Raw genomic sequence first — 17038 nt, 5'->3', positions numbered from 1 at the left:
ACCATGCTGAAGAACCACCTGATCGTCGCGCTGCGCCGCCTGATCGCCCAGCCGGGTGCGTCCGCGGTGACGATCGGCGGGCTGATGCTCGGCTTCGCGGGGTGCCTGATGATCCTGGGCTATGTCCGGGCGGAGCGCAGCTACGACGCCTGGCTGCCCGGGCATGACCGGGTCTTCCAGGTCCAGACCGTCATCCGCCCGCCCGGCACCGATGTCGTCCATCACCAGGGCAGCTCCTTTCCCGTGTTCGAACGGATGGGCGCGGACTTTCCGCAGGTCGAAGCGATCACGTCGATCCAGGTCGGAAAGACCGTCGCCGAGCATGACGGGGCACCGGTCTTCCTGGACGCGGTCAGCGTCGATCCCGGCTTCTTCCGGGTGTTTCCGCTCACCTTCCTGCACGGCTCGGCCGAAACGGCGCTGTCCGATCCTGCCGCGATCGTGCTGGGTGAAAGTGTTGCCCGGCAGCTGTTCGGCACGGCCGATGTGCTTGGCCGCAGCCTGACGACCGGTGCCGGCGACGGCAAGGTGCCCCGCCGCATCGCAGGCGTGCTGGCGGATCTGCCGCCCAACACCAACCTGAAGCTGGGCGTCATCTCGCTCCGCGACCCGAACGGCGTGCCGCCCCCGATGCGCGGCTGGGGCAATTTCGATCAGCAGCACTTCGTCCGGCTGAAGGCCGGCGCCGATCCCGCCACGATCAACGCGGCGCTTCCCGCATGGGAGTGGCGCGTGGTGCCGAGCAGGCTGGAAGGCGGCGCGATGGTGGGCATGGCCAGCGTGTTCGACTTTCACCTCGTCCCCATCACCGCCATCCATCTGGGGCAAGCGCAGGAAGGCGCGATCGTGCCGGGCGGCGACGCGCGCGCGCTGACGACGCTGACCGTGGTTGCGCTGCTGACGCTCGCCATGGCGATCATCAACTTCCTCAACTACGGCACGGCGCGCGCGATCGCCCGGGCCCGCGACGTGTCGCTCCGCCGGCTGTTCGGCGCGTCGCGGCGACAGATCGTGGCGCAGTTCACCGTCGAGGCGCTGATCGCGGCGGCTATCGCGATGCTGCTCGCACTCGCGCTGGTCGAGATCGCGACGCCCTGGCTCGAGGCGCTGCTCGAGACGCGGCTGCCACGCGGCTACCTGGGCGAAAACGGCTTGCTCTTGCCGGCGACCGGTCTGCTGGTCGCGGTGGGCCTGCTCGGCGGGCTTGCTCCGGCGCTCTACGCCGCAAAGGGGCGGCCGGCGCATGCCCTCGGCGCCAACCGCGGATCGGCGGAGACGCCGGGCAGCGCGCGGGCGCGAACCGCCTTGGTTGTCGTCCAGTTCGCGATCGCGATCGGGCTGATCGCGTCCACCGCGGTGATCTACAGCCAGACGCGCTTCATCGCGCGCGTCGATCCCGGCTACCGCCGCGACGGGCTCATCCAGATCGACAATGCCTGGCGCTTCACGCAGGGCTCCGAATATGACGCCGCGCGGCCGCAGATGCAGGCGATCCCCGGCGTCACGGGTGTCGCGCGCACCTCGCTGACGCTCAATCCGGGCGAACAGCCGATGCGGCTGATGCAGCGCGACGGCGCGACCGACCATGTCACCATGGGCTTCTACGGCGTCGACGATGCCTTTCTGCAGACGATGGACGTGCCGCTGCTCGCCGGCAGGCGCTTCGATGTGGCGCGGCAGGGCGACCGCTTCGACGGACTGTCGCCCGCCGCGCTTGGCGAACGCGGCATCAACGTCGTCATCAACCGCGCCGGCGCGCGCATGTTCGGCCTCGCGTCGCCGGGCGCGGCGCTCGGCCAGGTGGTGCGCGTCGCCTTTCCGGGCTGGGACGGCGATGGCATGCAGATGGTGCCGGCGACGATCGTCGGCGTGGTCGAGAACACGCGGTTGCGCACCGCGCGCGAGCCGCTGGAGCCGCTCGTCTACGCCTATGAGCCCCAGCAGACATCGACCGTGCTGGTCCGCTATGCCGGGGCACGGCCCGCCGAAGTGATGGCCGGACTGGAGCGCGTGTGGCGCCGCTTGGAGCCGGAGATCCCGTTCGAGGCGCGCTTTGCCGACGACATCGCGGCCGACTTCCTGGCGGCCGACCGGGCGCGCGCGGTGCTGTTCGCGGGCTTTTCCGCGCTCGCCGTGCTGATCGCCTGCCTCGGGCTCTACGGCCTTGCCGCCTTCGCGGCCGAGCGGCGCACAAAGGAGATCGGCATCCGCAAGGTGCTGGGCGCGACCGTCGCCGACATCGTCCGGCTGCTCGCCTGGCAGTTCACGCGGCCGGTGGTGCTCGCCAACCTCGTCGCCTGGCCGGCGACATGGTGGGCGATGCGCGAATGGCTGAACGGCTTCGACATCCGCGTGCCGCTGACGATCACGCCGTTCGCGGTGGCCGGGCTGCTCGCGCTCGCCATCGCGGTGGCGACGGTCGCCGGCCATGCGCTGCGCGTCGCCCGCGCAAACCCCATCCACGCCCTCCGTTACGAGTAGGACAGTTCCATGTGGCGCAACTACGCAACCGTTGCTTTCCGGTCGCTGGCCAAGAACCGGACCTATGCCGTCATCAACATCGTGGGACTGGCGATCGGCATCGCCGCGTGCCTCTTGATCCTGCTCTACGTCCGCGACCAGACGAGCTTCGACCGGTTCGTGGGTGAGCATGAGCGCGTGTTCCAGCTGCAGGCGACCAACACGGACACGGAGACGGGGTCGTCCGAGACGATCCAGAACACGCCCTATGCGGTGGTGCATGCCCTGGCGAAGGACTTCGATGCGATCGAGAGTTTCGCCTACACGCACAACGACCAGCCGGTGATCCGCGACCGGACGGGTGCGCCCGTGCAGGAAACCATCATGGAGGTCGAGCCGGCGTTCTTCTGGATCTTCAAGATCCCGTTCATCCACGGCGATCCGCGCACCGCGCTCAAGGACCCGAACAGCGTCGCCATCGACGAAAGCACCGCGCGCGCGATGTTCGGGACGGACGCTGCCGTGGGCCGGACGATCACGCAGCTGTCGAGCGAAGGGCCCAGCGATTATCGCGTCAGCGCCGTGTACGCCGATCTGCCGCGATCATCGCACCAGGCGTTCGGCATCGTGCGGCGGCTTGTGGAGGGAACCGACATTCATCCCGACCAGGTGAACGCCTGGGGCTGGTTCAGCGGCACCAGCTATGTGAAGCTGAAGCCCGGCCAATCGGTCGATCCGATCAACGCGCAGCTGGATGCCTGGAAAGAGCGGGTCGCGCCCCGCTACGAGGCGGCGGGCAAGAGTGTCAGCGAGGCGGCGCAATCGACCTTCAAGCTGGTTCCGCTCGCCGACGTCTACCTGTCGGGCGCTGACGGATCGCCGTCCGGGCGACGCGGCAACGCCACCACAATCGCGGTCTTCGCCGGCCTGGCCGTGCTGATCCTGGCCATGGCCTGCGTGAACTTCACGAACCTGGCGACGGCGCGGGCCTCCGCCCGGGCGCGGGAGGTGTCGCTGAGGAAGGTGCTGGGCGCCGATCGATCGCAGCTGATCGGCCAGTTCCTGACCGAGTCGCTGATCGTGACGGCGATCGCGACGATGCTGGCGCTTGCCGTGGTGGAGTTGTCGCTGCCCTGGTTGCGGTCATGGCTGGGGGCGGACATCGCCTTTCGATACCTGGGCACGGACGGCCTGCTGCTGCCGACGGTCGGACTGACACTGCTGGTCGGCGTGCTGGCGGGTCTCTACCCCGCCTTTTACCTGACCCGTTTCCGCCCGGCGGAGGTGCTGAAGGCGAACAAGTCCTCGGCGGAGCCCGGCGGCAGCGGCCGGCTGCGCAACACGCTGGTTGTGGTGCAGTTCGCCATCTCAATCGGTCTGATCATCTGCACGGTCGTGGTCTATGCGCAGCTGACCCATGTCCGCACGATGGACCCCGGCTTTGACCGTGAAGGCGTGCTGCAGATCGACAATCTGGAGCGCGGCCAGGTGAAGCCGCTGGCCGAAACGCTGCAGCGGGAGATCGCGCGGGTACCCGGCGTCCGATCGAGCGCGCTGACATCCATCGGCATCTCCACCTCCAACACCAGCAACCTGGGCGTGACCTTGCCGGGCCACGCGCGCGAACTGGTGCTGGGCGCCTACAGCGTGGATCATGGTTTCGCCGAGACGATGGGCATGCGGCTGCTGGCCGGGCGAACGCTGTCGCGCGACCATGCGCTTGACGATGCCTCGCTCGGCCTGCCGCCCGACAACTTCACGTCGGAGCAGCAGCGCGCCGCCGAGGAGGCGCTGCAGCGCCGCGGGATCAACGTGATGGTGAACGAGAGCAGTGCCCGGCAGATGGGCTTCCGGTCGCCCGCCGAGGCCATCGGCAAGCAGATCAGCATGTCCATGCTGTCGCGCGACGGACATGGCGTGCCCGCGACCATCGTCGGCGTGCTGGGTGACACGCGGTTCCGCTCGGCACACCGCGAGGTGGAGGACATGATCCTGTTCCGGAACGGCGGCTGGCTGCCTTATCTCGAGGTGCGCTTCGACGGCGATCCCGCCGCCGTGCGCGAGCGGGTGGAGGCCGTGTGGAAGCGGCTTGCCCCCGACGTGCCATTCGATGCCGAATTCGCCGACGAGCGCGCGGCCGGGCTCTACGCCCGCGACGAGGCGGTCGGGCAGATGTTCGCCGGCTTTGCGATCCTGGCGGTGATCGTCGGCTGCCTGGGGCTGTTCGGACTGGCCGCCTTCACCACCGAGCGCCGCACCAAGGAGATCGGCATCCGCAAGGTGCTGGGCGCACGCACGCGCGACATCGTGCGGCTGCTGGTGTGGCAGTTCTCGCGCCCCGTGCTGCTTGCCAACCTGATCGCCTGGCCGATCGCGTGGTGGGCGATGCGCGACTGGCTGAACGGGTTCGACGCGCGCGTGGCGCTTGGGCCGACGCCGTTCCTGCTCGCCAGCGGGGGCGCCGCGGCGATCGCGGTGGCGACGGTGGCCACCCACGCGATCCGGGTGGCGCGGGCGAACCCGGTGGGCGCGCTCCGCTACGAATAGATCAGGCGCTTTGCGGCTTTCCAAGGCAGGCCGATGCGCTATCGTCCGGCAACGGATCGATAAAAGGCGGGAGAACGGGACATGGCACATCGCATGCGGCTGAAGCTGGCGGCGCTGTTGGCGGGTGCGGTGGCGATCGGCGGGGCGACGGCGGCGGCAGCGCAGCCGCCGATCGTCCAGCCGGGCGCACCCGGGCAGAGCAGCCGCGGCCTGAGCGCGACGGAGGCCAGCCGGATCGCGGGCACCCGCCATTCACCCGCCGACGTCGCCTTCATGCAGGGCATGATCCACCACCACCAGCAGGCGATGGAAATGGTCGTGCTGGTGCCGGAGCGGACCAACACGCCCGACATCGTCGCCATGGCCGACCGCATCCGCGCATCGCAGGGCGACGAGATCCAGTTCATGCAGAGCTGGCTGCGCGCGCGCGGCGAGATGGCGCCGGCGGTCGGCACCGTGCCGGCGGCAGCTGGCCATGCCGGGCACGGCGCGCAGGCCGGTCACGGCGCACATGCGGGGCATGACATGGCCGGCATGGATCATTCCACCATGCAGGGCATGGCCACGCCCGAGCAGATGGCCGCGCTTGCCGCCGCGCGCGGCACCGAGTTCGACCGGCTGTTCCTGCAGCGCATGATCGCGCACCACGAAGGCGCGCTCGCCATGGTGCGCGAGCTGCTGGCATCGCCCGGATCGGCCTATGATCCCGCGCTGTTCGAGTTCACGAGCGACGTGAAGAACGAGCAGCAGTCCGAGATCGACCGGATGAACGTCATCCTGGCCGGCCTGTCGCCCGATCCGCGCGCGCAGCTGGCGGCCGGGCTCACCAACCCGGGCGTGGCGGCGAAGAACATGCGGCTGGTCGCGTCGCTGCCGAAGCCGGCGGGCTTCTTCGACCCCGAGAACCCGGGCGGGCTCGCCCCGCCGATCCCGGCGGAGCCAACCACCGAAGACGCGTCGCGGCGCGGCGAGAACGACGGGCAGCAGGGCACCCAGTTCGGCGAGCGATCGTCGCTGCTGAGCTTCTGGAACACCGACATCGCCTTTTCGAACGACCTGATGGTCACGGGCAATTACCACGGCTTCAACGTCTACCGGCTGGGCGCCGAGGGGCGGCCGGCGCTGATCAGCTCCGTGGTGTGCCCGGGCGGCCAGGGCGACATCTCCATCGCCGGCAACATCCTCATCATGTCGGTCGAACAGACGCGCGGGCGTGTCGATTGCGGGCTGCAGGGCGTCGAGGGCGAGGCCAGCGCCGATCGTTTCCGCGGCCTGCGCATCTTCGACATCTCCAACCCGGCCGAACCGCGCCAGGTCGGGCAGGTGCAGACCTGCCGCGGCAGCCACACGCATTCGATCGTATCGTCGGACGCGCGTCGCATCGTCGTCTACAATTCGGGCACGGCGGAGGTGCGCGACGAGGCCGAGCTGGCCGGCTGCATCGGCGACGTGCCGGGCGACAGCCGCACCGCGCTGTTCTCCATCGACGTGATCGAGATCCCGGTCGCCAACCCGGCCGCCGCGCGGATCGTCGACCGGCCGCGCGTCTTCGCGGACCAGGGCACCGGGCAGATCGCCGGCCTGTGGCGCGGCGGCGACCATGGTGAGGGCACGCAGAACACCAACCGCACCGACCAGTGCCACGACATCACCGTGTTCCCGTCGCGGAACATCGCGGCGGGGGCATGCTCGGGCAACGGCATCCTGCTCGACATCTCCGATCCGCTGCGGCCGAAGCGCATCGACGCGGTCAGCGACCCGGGTTTTGCCTATTGGCATTCGGCGACGTTCAACAACGACGGCACCAAGGTGATCTTCACCGACGAATGGGGCGGCGGCGCGCGGCCACGCTGCCGGACCTATGACCCCGCCAACTATGGCGCGGACGCGATCTACGACATCGTCGAGAACCGGCTGGTGCGGCGCGGCACGTTCAAGCTGCCTGCCCCGCAGGGCGACAAGGAGAATTGCGTCGCGCACAACGGATCGATCGTGCCGGTGCCGGGGCGCGATATCTTCGTCCAGGCCTGGTACCAGGGCGGCATCTCGGTGATCGATTTCACCGACAGCAACGCGCCCCGCGAGATCGCCTATTTCGATCGCGGGCCGATCGATGCCGAGCAGCTGGTGCTGGGCGGCTTCTGGTCCGCTTACTGGTATGACGGGCACATCTACGGCACGGAGATCACCCGCGGGCTGGACGTGCTGGCGCTGACGCCGAGCGAATGGCTGACGGAGGCCGAGCTCGCGGCGGCGGCGGCTGCGCGCTACCCCGGCAACGTCTTCAACCCGCAGACGCAGCAGCCGGTGACCTGGCCGGCCGGCGTGGCGGCCCGGGCGGAGGCATCGCGCGGGCGCTCGGCCAGCCGCTGAGGATGCGCCCGGTCGCGGTGGCTGCGACTGCCCTGTCATGAGCGACTTGTCATGACCGAGACGTCGCTGCTGGCCATGCTCCGCCGCCTGCCGCTCCACCCCGGGGCGCGCGGGCTGGCGGACGACGCGGCGGTGATCGGCGACCTCGTGGTCACGAAGGATATGCTGGTCGAAGGCGTGCACTACCGCGCCGACGATCCGCCGGGCGACGTGGCGTGGAAGCTGGTGGCGGTGAACCTGTCCGACCTTGCCGCCAAGGGGGCGGTGCCGGTCGGCGTCCTGAGCGGCATCACCCTGGGCGACGCGGCGTGGGACCGCGCCTTTGTCGAGGGGCTGGGCGCGGCCCTCACCCGCATGGACGTCCCGCTGCTGGGCGGGGACACGGTGGCCGCACCGGCGCGGCAGGCGCGCGTGCTGAGCCTGACCGCGATCGGCCGGTCGGCACACGCGCCGGACCGCGCCGGCGCCGTCGCCGGCGACGGCGTGTGGCTGTGCGGGACGATCGGCGATGCCGGCGCGGGCCTGAGGATGCTGGAGCGCGATCCCGCCGCGACCGGGCCGCTGGTGGCGGCCTATCGCCGGCCAACCCCGCTGATGGCCGACGGTCAGCGGCTGGCGGCGACGGCGACGGCGATGATGGACGTGTCTGACGGCCTGCTGATCGATGCCGCGCGCATCGCCGAGGCGAGCGGGGTCGCGATCGACATTGACCTGGACATGGTGCCGCTGTCGCCGGCCGGGTCCGCCTTCTGGGGAGATGACGTGGTCGGCGCCGCAACCGCGGGCGACGATTACGCGCTGCTGCTGACCGCGCCGGGCGCCGTGGCGGGCGCCGTGCGGATCGGCTCCGTGCGGGCGGGCACCGGCCTCCGCCTCACACGACACGGCGCCCCCCTCGCGCTTCCGCAGCGGCTCGGCTGGCTTCACGGCTGAACAACAGGCCGCCCGGCCAACACGGTGGCCCGAGGCATGTCGGTCCATGGTCGATCGCGTTGCGCTCCCCTCGCAAAGATCGCGGCCTGTCACGCCGATGGTGGCGAAGTTCGCCCCGATCGAAGTGGCAACGCCGATGCCCCCTGCCGGAGACGAGGACGCGCTCTACTAGGCGGCTTGCCAACCCCGCAGCGGCGGCATAGCCCTAGGCCATAAAACAACAGGGAGTAGGAGCATGGGCCTGATCTGGCTTGCGATCGCGGGGGGCGTGATCGCGCTCCTCTACGGGTTTGTCACCAGCCGGCAGGTGCTGGCGAGCGCGCCGGGCAATCCCCGGATGCAGGAGATCGCCGGCGCCATCCAGGAGGGCGCCCGCGCCTATCTGGGCCGGCAATACCGCACCATCGCGATCGTCGGCGTGGTCATCGCCGTCCTCGTCGGCGTCTTCCTGACCTGGACGTCGGCGCTGGGCTTCGTCGTTGGCGCGCTCCTGTCGGGCGCGGCGGGCTTCATCGGCATGAACATCTCGGTCAAGGCCAACGTCCGGACCGCGGAGGCGGCGCGCACGTCGCTGCAGCGCGGCCTGACCGTCGCCTTCCAGTCGGGCGCGATCACCGGCATGCTGGTGGCGGGGCTCGGCCTGCTCTCCATCACGCTGTTCTTCTGGTACCTGACCGGGCCGGCAGGCGAGGCGCCGGACAGCCGTGCCGTCATCGACGCGCTGGTCGCGCTCGCGTTCGGTGCGTCGCTCATCTCCATCTTCGCGCGGCTGGGCGGCGGCATCTTCACCAAGGCAGCCGACGTCGGCGCCGACCTGGTCGGCAAGGTCGAGGCCGGCATCCCGGAGGACGACCCCCGCAACCCGGCCGTGATCGCTGACAATGTCGGCGACAATGTCGGCGATTGCGCAGGCATGGCCGCCGATCTGTTCGAAACCTATGTCGTGACCCTGGGCGTGACGATGGTGTCGATCGCGCTGCTGGTGGACGCGAACGCGGCCGAGCTGATGCGGCTGATGTCGCTGCCGCTGGTGGTGGGCGCGGTGTGCATCCTGACGTCGATCATCGGCACCTACTTCGTCCGGCTGGGCCGGGGCGGATCGATCATGGGCGCGCTCTACAAGGGGTTCTGGACGACCACGCTGCTGTCCGTGCCGGCGATCTGGCTGGTGTCGACGCTGACGCTGGGCGACCTGGGCGCGGTGATCGGCGGCGGGCAGACGCCGCTGATCGAGGTGCCGGCCAACGATCCGTTTGCGGCATCGGCCGAGGCCTTCGCCGCACCGACCGTCGCGGGCGCGGGCTTTACCGGGTGGGACCTGGTGCTGTCGATGATGATCGGCCTGGCGGTGACCGGGCTGCTCGTGTGGATCACCGAATATTACACGGGAACCGCCTATCGCCCGGTGAAGTCGATCGCGCGCGCGTCGGAGACCGGGCACGGCACCAACGTGATCCAGGGCCTGGCCGTCAGCCTGGAGGCGACCGCGCTGCCGACGCTGGTGATCGTGGTGGCGGTGATCGGCGCCTATCAGCTGGCCGGCGTCATCGGCATCGCCTTTGCCGCCACGTCGATGCTGGCGCTGGCCGGCATGGTGGTGGCGTTGGACGCTTATGGCCCCGTCACCGACAATGCCGGCGGCATCGCCGAGATGGCCGGCCTGGAAGACGAGGTCCGCGTCCGCACGGACGCGCTGGATGCCGTCGGCAACACCACCAAGGCGGTGACCAAGGGCTATGCGATCGGATCAGCCGGCCTTGCCGCGCTGGTGCTGTTCGGCGCCTACACCACCGACCTGACCGAGTTCTTCCCCGACCTGAACGTCGATTTCAGCCTGTCCAACCCGTATGTCATCGTCGGGCTGCTGCTGGGTGCGCTCCTCCCCTATCTGTTCGGCGCGATGGGGATGACGGCGGTCGGCCGCGCCGCGGGCGCCGTGGTCGAGGAAGTGCGCGGCCAGTTCCGCGACAATCCCGGCATCATGGAGGGCACGAGCCGCCCGAACTATGCCCGGACGGTCGACCTCGTCACCCGTGCGGCCATCCGCGAGATGATCGTGCCCTCGCTCCTCCCCGTGCTGGCGCCGATCGTGGTCTATTTCGCGATCACGCTGGTGGCCGGGCAGGAGAACGGCTTTGCGGCGCTTGGCGCGCTGCTGCTGGGCGTGATCGTGTCCGGTCTGTTCGTCGCCCTGTCGATGACGAGCGGCGGCGGCGCGTGGGACAATGCCAAGAAGTACATCGAGGACGGCAACCACGGCGGCAAGGGATCGGAAGCGCATAAGGCGGCCGTGACCGGCGACACGGTGGGTGATCCCTACAAGGACACGGCCGGTCCTGCGGTCAATCCGATGATCAAGATCACCAACATCGTCGCTCTGCTGCTGCTGGCCGCGCTGGCCGGCTAGCCGCCAAGGCCCGCCCGCGCCTCAACCGACGCAGGCGCGGGCGGCCTCGGCGACGATCGGGCTGGCGGGGAGCGTCGCGTCCCCCCGCCCGGTGCGCAGCGTCAGCGGCCCGCCGCCGCGCACCAGCGCGCGGACGAGCGGATGGCCGCGCGGCACCACCGCAGTCTCGACGCCCGGACCTTCGGCATCGTGGCGGGCGGGGACCACCGCTTCGGCACTGCCCACGGCAAGCCGCCAGCGGTCGCCTGCGTCGTCGCCACCGGGCGTCACCTCCATGACCTCCAGCCCTGCACGGGTGCAGCTGAGCGCATAAAGTGCTTCGCTGTTGGCGGGTCCCCAGAGCGCGGCCGCCGGCTCCCCCGCCTGTGCGGGCCGCGCGATCCAGCGGAAGCCGGCCGGCTCCGCCACGCGCACCGGTCCCACCGGGATCACCGCGCAGCCGGTAACCGCCATGCCGCCCAACACCATCGCCACCATCGCACGCACGCGTCGCATCGCCACCTCCACGCGGGGAAGCGGAAAGCCTGCCGCGCCGCGCGGGGCGAGGCAATGCCGCAACCGACCGCGCAATCGAAGCCCGGCGGCAACGGCCCCGTTCCCGAACCGGGACAGCCGTCGCCGCGAAGGACTTTCTGGATGGATGCGTCATGAAACAGACTTACGGGCGCCCTACCGCCGCCGGTGACGCCATGACGTCACTTTTTTCAAGAACACCAAGGGGTTGTTTCATGTTCACGCGTTCCATCGCGGCGCTTTTGCTTGCCGCCGTCGCCACGCCTGCCGCCGCCGCCACCGTCGTGCTCGACTTCGACGCCGCTCGCGGCACCAACGGCCGCACCGGCTATGTCTACGGTCCGTGGATCGAAGACGGCTTCCAGGTCAGCGCCAATCGCTGCTCGACCAGCAACACGTGCTTCGTGACCACGGGCACCACCCTGTCGAGCCTCGACCGCACGGGCGCGGCGCTGACGAACTTCCAGGGCAATGCCGTGACCACGATCGCACGGGTCGGCGGTGGCGCCTTCGCGCTCGACAGCCTGGACATCGCCAACAACTACGGCAACTTCTCCGGCTATGGCCCGGCGACAATGGACGTCGACTTCACGTTCAACTTCGCCGACGGCTCCAGCCTGGCGCGCACCTATGTGCTGGCGAACACCGCCGGGCAGCGCCTGACGGTCAACAGCCTGACCTTCGACCTGGCGCCGCTGTCGTCGTTCAGCTTCACGCCGCGGGCGGGGTCGAGCGGCTTTGCGCAGTTCGACAACATCCGGCTCAGCGACGTCGCGGCCGCCGCGGTGCCCGAGCCCGCGACCTGGGCGATGATGATCGGCGGCTTCGGCCTGGTCGGCGGCGCGATGCGCCGGCGCCGGACGCTTGTCGCGGCCTGACAAGGAACCTGAGGGGTGGCGGCGGGTTGGCGAGGCGAAGGAGCCTCATCATCATGACTGATACCGCTGCCACCCCCGACAAGACGCTGCTGATTGCATCCAACAAGGTGGACGAAATGAGCGTCCGCAGCCGCGACGGCGACAAGCTGGGTCATGTCTACAGCTACATGGTGAACAAGCGCACGGGCAGCGTGACGCACGCCGTGCTGAGCCTGGGCGGCTTTCTCGGCATGGGCAAGAGCTACTATCCGCTGCCGTTCGAGCTGCTCGCCTATGACGCGGTCGACGACGTGTACATCGTGACGGCGGACCGCCGGCTGCTGGAAGGCGGTCCGAGCTGGTCCAACAATGCCCCCAATTTCGACCAGGCCTATGCCGACCGGGTGGCGAGCTACTACGGCACCCGCCACGAGGACGTGCGCGTCATCTGACGCCCGCCGGTCGCTGGCGGCGGCCGACGAGCGTTACCGTCGGCCGCCGGCCATGCGCTTCTTCTGGACCTTGCCGTAGCGGGTCTTGCGCGTGCCGGCCTTGCCCTCGTTGGAGCGGCCCATCGGCACCGCCTTACGATCGGGCACGGGCAGCCCGAGTTCTTCCTGCTCCAGCGCGCGGATCTCATCGCGCAGGCGGCCGGCTTCCTCGAACTCCAGGTCAGCCGCGGCCTTGCGCATCGCCTTTTCGAGATCCTCGATATAGGCGCGCAGATTGTGGCCGACCATGTGCGGGCGGTCCTCGTCGATCTCGACCGTGACCTGATCCTGGCTGGCGACATGGGCGATGATGTCGCCGATGTTCTTGCGCACGGTGACCGGCGTGATGCCATGTTCGGCGTTGTACGCCTCCTGCTTCTCGCGCCGGCGCGCGGTCTCGTTCATCGCGCGCTCCATCGATCCGGTCACGCGGTCGGCGTAGAGGATCACGCGTCCGTCGACGTTGCGGGCCGCACGGCCGATCGTCTGGATCAGCGACGTTTCCGACCGCAGGAAGCCTTCCTTGTCCGCGTCCAGGATCGCGACCAGCCCGCATTCGGGAATGTCGAGCCCTTCGCGCAGCAGGTTGATGCCGACCAGCACGTCATAGACGCCGAGCCTCAGGTCCCGGATCAGCTCGATGCGCTCCAGCGTCTCGACGTCGGAGTGCATGTAGCGGACCTTCAACCCCGCCTCGTGCAGATATTCGGTCAGATCCTCCGCCATGCGCTTGGTGAGCGTCGTCACCAGGCTGCGATAGCCCTTCGCCGCGGTCGCCTTGCACTCGACGATCAGGTCGTCGACCTGGTCCTCGATCGGGCGGATCTCGACCGGCGGATCGATCAGGCCGGTCGGGCGGATCACCTGTTCGGAAAAGACGCCGCCGGTGCGCTCCATCTCCCATGGCCCCGGCGTGGCCGAAACATAGACGGATTGCGGGCGCATTGCGTCCCATTCGTTGAAGCGCAGCGGCCGGTTGTCGATCGCCGATGGCAGGCGAAAGCCATATTCGGCCAGCGTCAGCTTTCGCCGGTGGTCGCCGCGCGACATGCCGTTGACCTGGCCGATGGTGACATGGCTTTCGTCCACGAACAGCAGCGCGTTTTCCGGCAGATATTCGAACAACGTGGGCGGCGGCTCGCCAGGCAGGCGGCCGGTCAGGAAGCGGCTGTAATTCTCGATGCCGGCGCAGCTGCCCGTCGCCTGGATCATCTCCAGGTCGAAATTGGTGCGCTGCTCCAGCCGCTGTGCCTCCAGCAGCTTGCCTTCAGCGACCAGCTCCTTCAGCCGCTCCGACAGCTCATGCTTGATCGCCTCGGTCGCCTGTTTCAGCGTCGGGCCGGGCGTCACATAGTGCGAGTTGGCGTAGATCCGCACGCTGTTCAGCGATGCGATCTTCTTGCCGGTCAGCGGGTCGAACTCGACAATCTCCTCGATCTCGTCTCCGAAGAAGCTGACGCGCCAGGCGGTATCCTCATAGTGTGACGGGAACACCTCCAGATTGTCGCCGCGGACGCGGAAATTGCCGCGCGCGAACGCCTGGTCGTTGCGCTTGTACTGCAGCGCGACGAGCTTCCGCACGATCTCCTGGCTGTCGGCGCTCTGCCCCTTCTTCAGGTCGAAGATCATTGCCGAATAGGTTTCGACCGACCCGATGCCGTAGAGGCAGGAAACCGACGCGACGATCAGCACGTCGTCGCGCTCCAGAAGCGCGCGGGTGGCCGAGTGGCGCATCCGGTCGATCGCCTCGTTGATCGACGATTCCTTCTCGATGTACGTGTCGGAGCGCGGGACGTAGGCCTCCGGCTGGTAATAATCGTAGTAGCTGACGAAATATTCGACCGCATTCTCGGGGAAGAAGTTCTTGAACTCGCCGTAGAGCTGGGCGGCGAGGATCTTGTTGGGTGCAAGCACGAGCGCGGGGCGCTGCAGCTGCTCCACGACCTTGGCCATGGTGAAGGTCTTGCCCGATCCGGTGACGCCGAGAAGCACCTGGTCGCGCTCGCCGCCGCGCGCCTGTTCCACCAGCTCGGCGATCGCGGTGGGCTGGTCGCCGGCCGGCTGATAGTCGGACACCAGCTTGAACGGACGTCCGCCCTCCGACTTTTCCGGGCGGTTGGGCCGGTGCGGCACGAAGGCTGCATCGGTTTCGGGTTCGGCAAGGTTGGTGCGGATCTCGATGGCCATGGCGCGAATATGGGGCGTCGGCGGACGCATGGCGAGGGTTGCGGAACCCACCGGCGGCACGATGTGGTTGACAGGCCCGGCGCCTGCCATCATGCGACCGGCTCGCAAGAACGGTCCGCCCGGCGCTCCACCCGCCCGCGCCATCCGGACCGCCCCGCAGGACAACCGGAGGACCCCGCATGAGCGTCGCGCTCGCCCCATCGACCGACATTCCGGAGAGCGCCGCCTTTTCGACGGTCGCGGTGAAATGGGTGAAGCACTGGGACGACCGGCTGTTCTCCTTCTCGGTGGAGCGGCCCGCGTCGTTCCGCTTCCGCTCGGGCGAATTCGTGATGATTGGCCTGCCCGGCGACGGAAAGCCGGTGATGCGCGCCTATTCCATCGCCTCGCCCGCCTGGTCCGACGAGCTCGAGTTCCTGTCGATCAAGGTCGAGGGTGGCCCGCTGACCGACAGCCTGCAGAAGCTGGAGGCGGGGCACCGCATCTACATGGGCAAGAAGCCGGTCGGCACGCTGGTGCTGGATGCGCTGACGCCGGGCAAGCGGCTGTTCCTGCTGGGCACGGGGACGGGTCTGGCGCCCTTCCTGTCGGTGGCGCGCGACCCGGACGTGTACCAGTGCTTCGACGACGTCATCCTGGCGCACGGCGTCAGGAAGGTGAGCGAGCTTGCCTGGCGCGAGCTGCTCGGCGCGCGGTTGAGCGACGATCCGCTGATCGCGGAGGAAGCGGCCACCAAGTTCCATTATGTGCCCACCGTCACGCGCGAGGATTTTGAGCGGACGGGTCGCATCACCGCGCTGATCGACGATGGCCGGCTGTTCGACTTCGATATGTCCGGACCGAAGGCGTTCGACCCGGCCACCGACCGCATCATGCTGTGCGGGTCGATGGAGATGATCAAGGAGCTGGCGGCGCTGCTTGACGCGCGCGGCTTCACCGAAGGGTCGAACAGCAAGCCCGGCGACTATGTGATCGAGCGCGCCTTCGTCGACTGAGGGCTCAGCGGAGCGCCTGCGCCACCGGGGTGGCGAGGCAGCGCTCCACATCGGCGACCTGGGGGCGCCGCCCCGCTGCCGCCGGCTGCACCGGGACGGCGGGAATGTCGACCGACCGGCCGATCGCGACGGCGCCAAATCGGCCGACCGCGATGCCGTCGCGGCGAAGGCAGCCGATCACCTCCGCCAGAAGGCGGGGCGGCGTGTCCCATCCCTCGTCCGACAGCTGGAACGTGCCCCAATGGATGGGGAGCCCGGTGCCGGCGCGCAGCCGGTCGAACACCAGGGCGGCATCGCCCGGCCCGATGTGGCTCGACGTCGACATCTGCCCCGGCGCGAAGCGGAACGCGCCGACCGGGATCAGCGCGAGGCGGACCGGCCCCAGCGCCGCGGCCTCGGCTGGCCAGCGCAGATCGCCGGGGCCGGTGTCGCCGGCGAAGAAGATGTTGCCGGCCGGCAGCCGCACCACGAAGGACGACCAGAGCGCGCGGTTGCGGTCCGCGAACCAGCGGCTGCCCCAATGATGGTTCCGGGTCACGACGATCTCCCCGCCGCCCGGCAGCGGCACGCGCCCGTTCCAGTCCAGCGCAACCGCGGGCACGCCCGCCTTCGAGATCACCGCGTCATTGCCCAGGCTGGTGACGATGCGCGGCCGGTCGCGCGCCCACAGTCGCTTCAGCGTGTCCAGGTCGAGATGGTCGTAGTGATTGTGGCTGACGAGCACGACATCGATCGGCGGCAGATCCTCGAAGCGGATGCCCGGCACCGCCACCCGGCGGGGTCCGACGCCGAACGGGCCGGCGCGATCGCTCCACACCGGGTCGGTCAGGATGTTGAGGCCAGCGGTCTGCACCAGCACGGTTGCGTGGCCGACCCAGGTGGCGAGCATGCGGTCGCCCGTTACGCGCTCGGGCGGGCGTGCCCGCACGACCGGCACCCGGTCGGGCCAGGTGGCGCGGCTGTCGTCCCCGGTCAGGCGGCTGAGCAGAAAGCCGGCGCGGCTGCCGCCGCCGGGTGGACCCGCATCATCGACGCCGTCGGGATTGAAGAAGCGGTCGCCGTCGAAATGACCGGTGGCGCGCCCGCGATAATAGATCCGATCGAGAAAGGGCGGGACCAGGACGGCCGACAGGCACAGGGCGACCACCAGGAAGAGCAGCCCCGTTCCGATCCATCGCAGCAGCCGTCGCACCATTGTCTCCGCCGCACCATGTGGACGGGGACAAGCGCGCGGACGGCGGAAAGGATGCGCCGTTTCTGCAACGGCCAAACGCC

11 protein-coding genes are annotated in these 17038 nt (G+C 69.2%); 8 read left to right on the top strand and 3 right to left on the bottom strand.

The features are described 5' to 3' along the window. Positions 1–3 precede the first annotated feature (3 nt). The 5 genes from GGR88_RS13580 (at position 4) to GGR88_RS13560 (ending at position 10720) form a co-directional block, all read left to right on the top strand. Positions 4–2481 (top strand): ABC transporter permease, encoded by a 2478-nt coding sequence (locus GGR88_RS13580; protein ID WP_167955936.1) that lies wholly within the window; start codon positions 4–6, stop codon positions 2479–2481. Between the two features lie 9 nt (positions 2482–2490). Next, the gene (locus GGR88_RS13575; protein WP_167955934.1) at positions 2491–5007 is read left to right on the top strand and encodes an ABC transporter permease; all 2517 of its coding nucleotides are present in this window, start codon (positions 2491–2493) and stop codon (positions 5005–5007) included. An 81-nt stretch (positions 5008–5088) separates the two neighbouring features. Further along, positions 5089–7380, top strand: coding sequence for a DUF305 domain-containing protein (locus GGR88_RS13570; RefSeq protein ID WP_167955932.1), 2292 nt, complete (start codon positions 5089–5091; stop codon positions 7378–7380). A gap of 51 nt (positions 7381–7431) precedes the next feature. After that, positions 7432–8313, top strand: coding sequence for a thiamine-phosphate kinase (gene thiL / locus GGR88_RS13565; RefSeq protein WP_167955930.1), 882 nt, complete (start codon positions 7432–7434; stop codon positions 8311–8313). 235 nt (positions 8314–8548) lie between these two features. After that, the gene (locus GGR88_RS13560; protein WP_167955928.1) at positions 8549–10720 is read left to right on the top strand and encodes a sodium-translocating pyrophosphatase; all 2172 of its coding nucleotides are present in this window, start codon (positions 8549–8551) and stop codon (positions 10718–10720) included. A gap of 21 nt (positions 10721–10741) precedes the next feature. On the opposite strand, the gene GGR88_RS13555 is transcribed toward GGR88_RS13560, so the two are convergent. Beyond that, positions 10742–11215, bottom strand: coding sequence for a hypothetical protein (locus tag GGR88_RS13555; RefSeq protein ID WP_167955926.1), 474 nt, complete (start codon positions 11213–11215; stop codon positions 10742–10744). A gap of 233 nt (positions 11216–11448) precedes the next feature. Here GGR88_RS13555 and GGR88_RS15435 point away from each other — a divergent pair, with 233 nt between their 5' ends. Then, positions 11449–12111 (top strand): PEPxxWA-CTERM sorting domain-containing protein, encoded by a 663-nt coding sequence (locus GGR88_RS15435; protein ID WP_167955924.1) that lies wholly within the window; start codon positions 11449–11451, stop codon positions 12109–12111. Positions 12112–12164: 53 nt separating this feature from the next. Next, entirely contained in the window at positions 12165–12542 is a 378-nt protein-coding gene (locus tag GGR88_RS13545) for a PRC-barrel domain-containing protein (protein ID WP_167955922.1), read from the top strand. A gap of 33 nt (positions 12543–12575) precedes the next feature. Here the strand turns inward: GGR88_RS13545 and uvrB are convergent, their stop codons facing one another. Further along, the gene (gene uvrB / locus GGR88_RS13540) at positions 12576–14768 is read right to left on the bottom strand and encodes an excinuclease ABC subunit UvrB (protein WP_167955920.1); all 2193 of its coding nucleotides are present in this window, start codon (positions 14766–14768) and stop codon (positions 12576–12578) included. Between the two features lie 179 nt (positions 14769–14947). Here uvrB and GGR88_RS13535 point away from each other — a divergent pair, with 179 nt between their 5' ends. Next, positions 14948–15763 carry a ferredoxin--NADP reductase gene (locus GGR88_RS13535; RefSeq protein ID WP_167955918.1) on the top strand — a complete coding sequence of 272 codons (816 nt, stop codon included), beginning with the start codon at positions 14948–14950 and terminating at the stop codon, positions 15761–15763. 4 nt (positions 15764–15767) lie between these two features. Here GGR88_RS13535 and GGR88_RS13530 read toward each other — a convergent pair whose 3' ends face one another. Further along, entirely contained in the window at positions 15768–16958 is a 1191-nt protein-coding gene (locus tag GGR88_RS13530) for an MBL fold metallo-hydrolase (RefSeq protein WP_209023398.1), read from the bottom strand. Positions 16959–17038: the final 80 nt, after the last annotated feature.

This window comes from Sphingomonas jejuensis (genome assembly GCF_011927695.1).
Lineage (GTDB): Bacteria > Pseudomonadota > Alphaproteobacteria > Sphingomonadales > Sphingomonadaceae > Sphingomonas_K > Sphingomonas_K jejuensis.
Note: the sequence above shows the minus strand (reverse complement) of the source record. Positions and strands in the feature narration are given on the sequence as shown.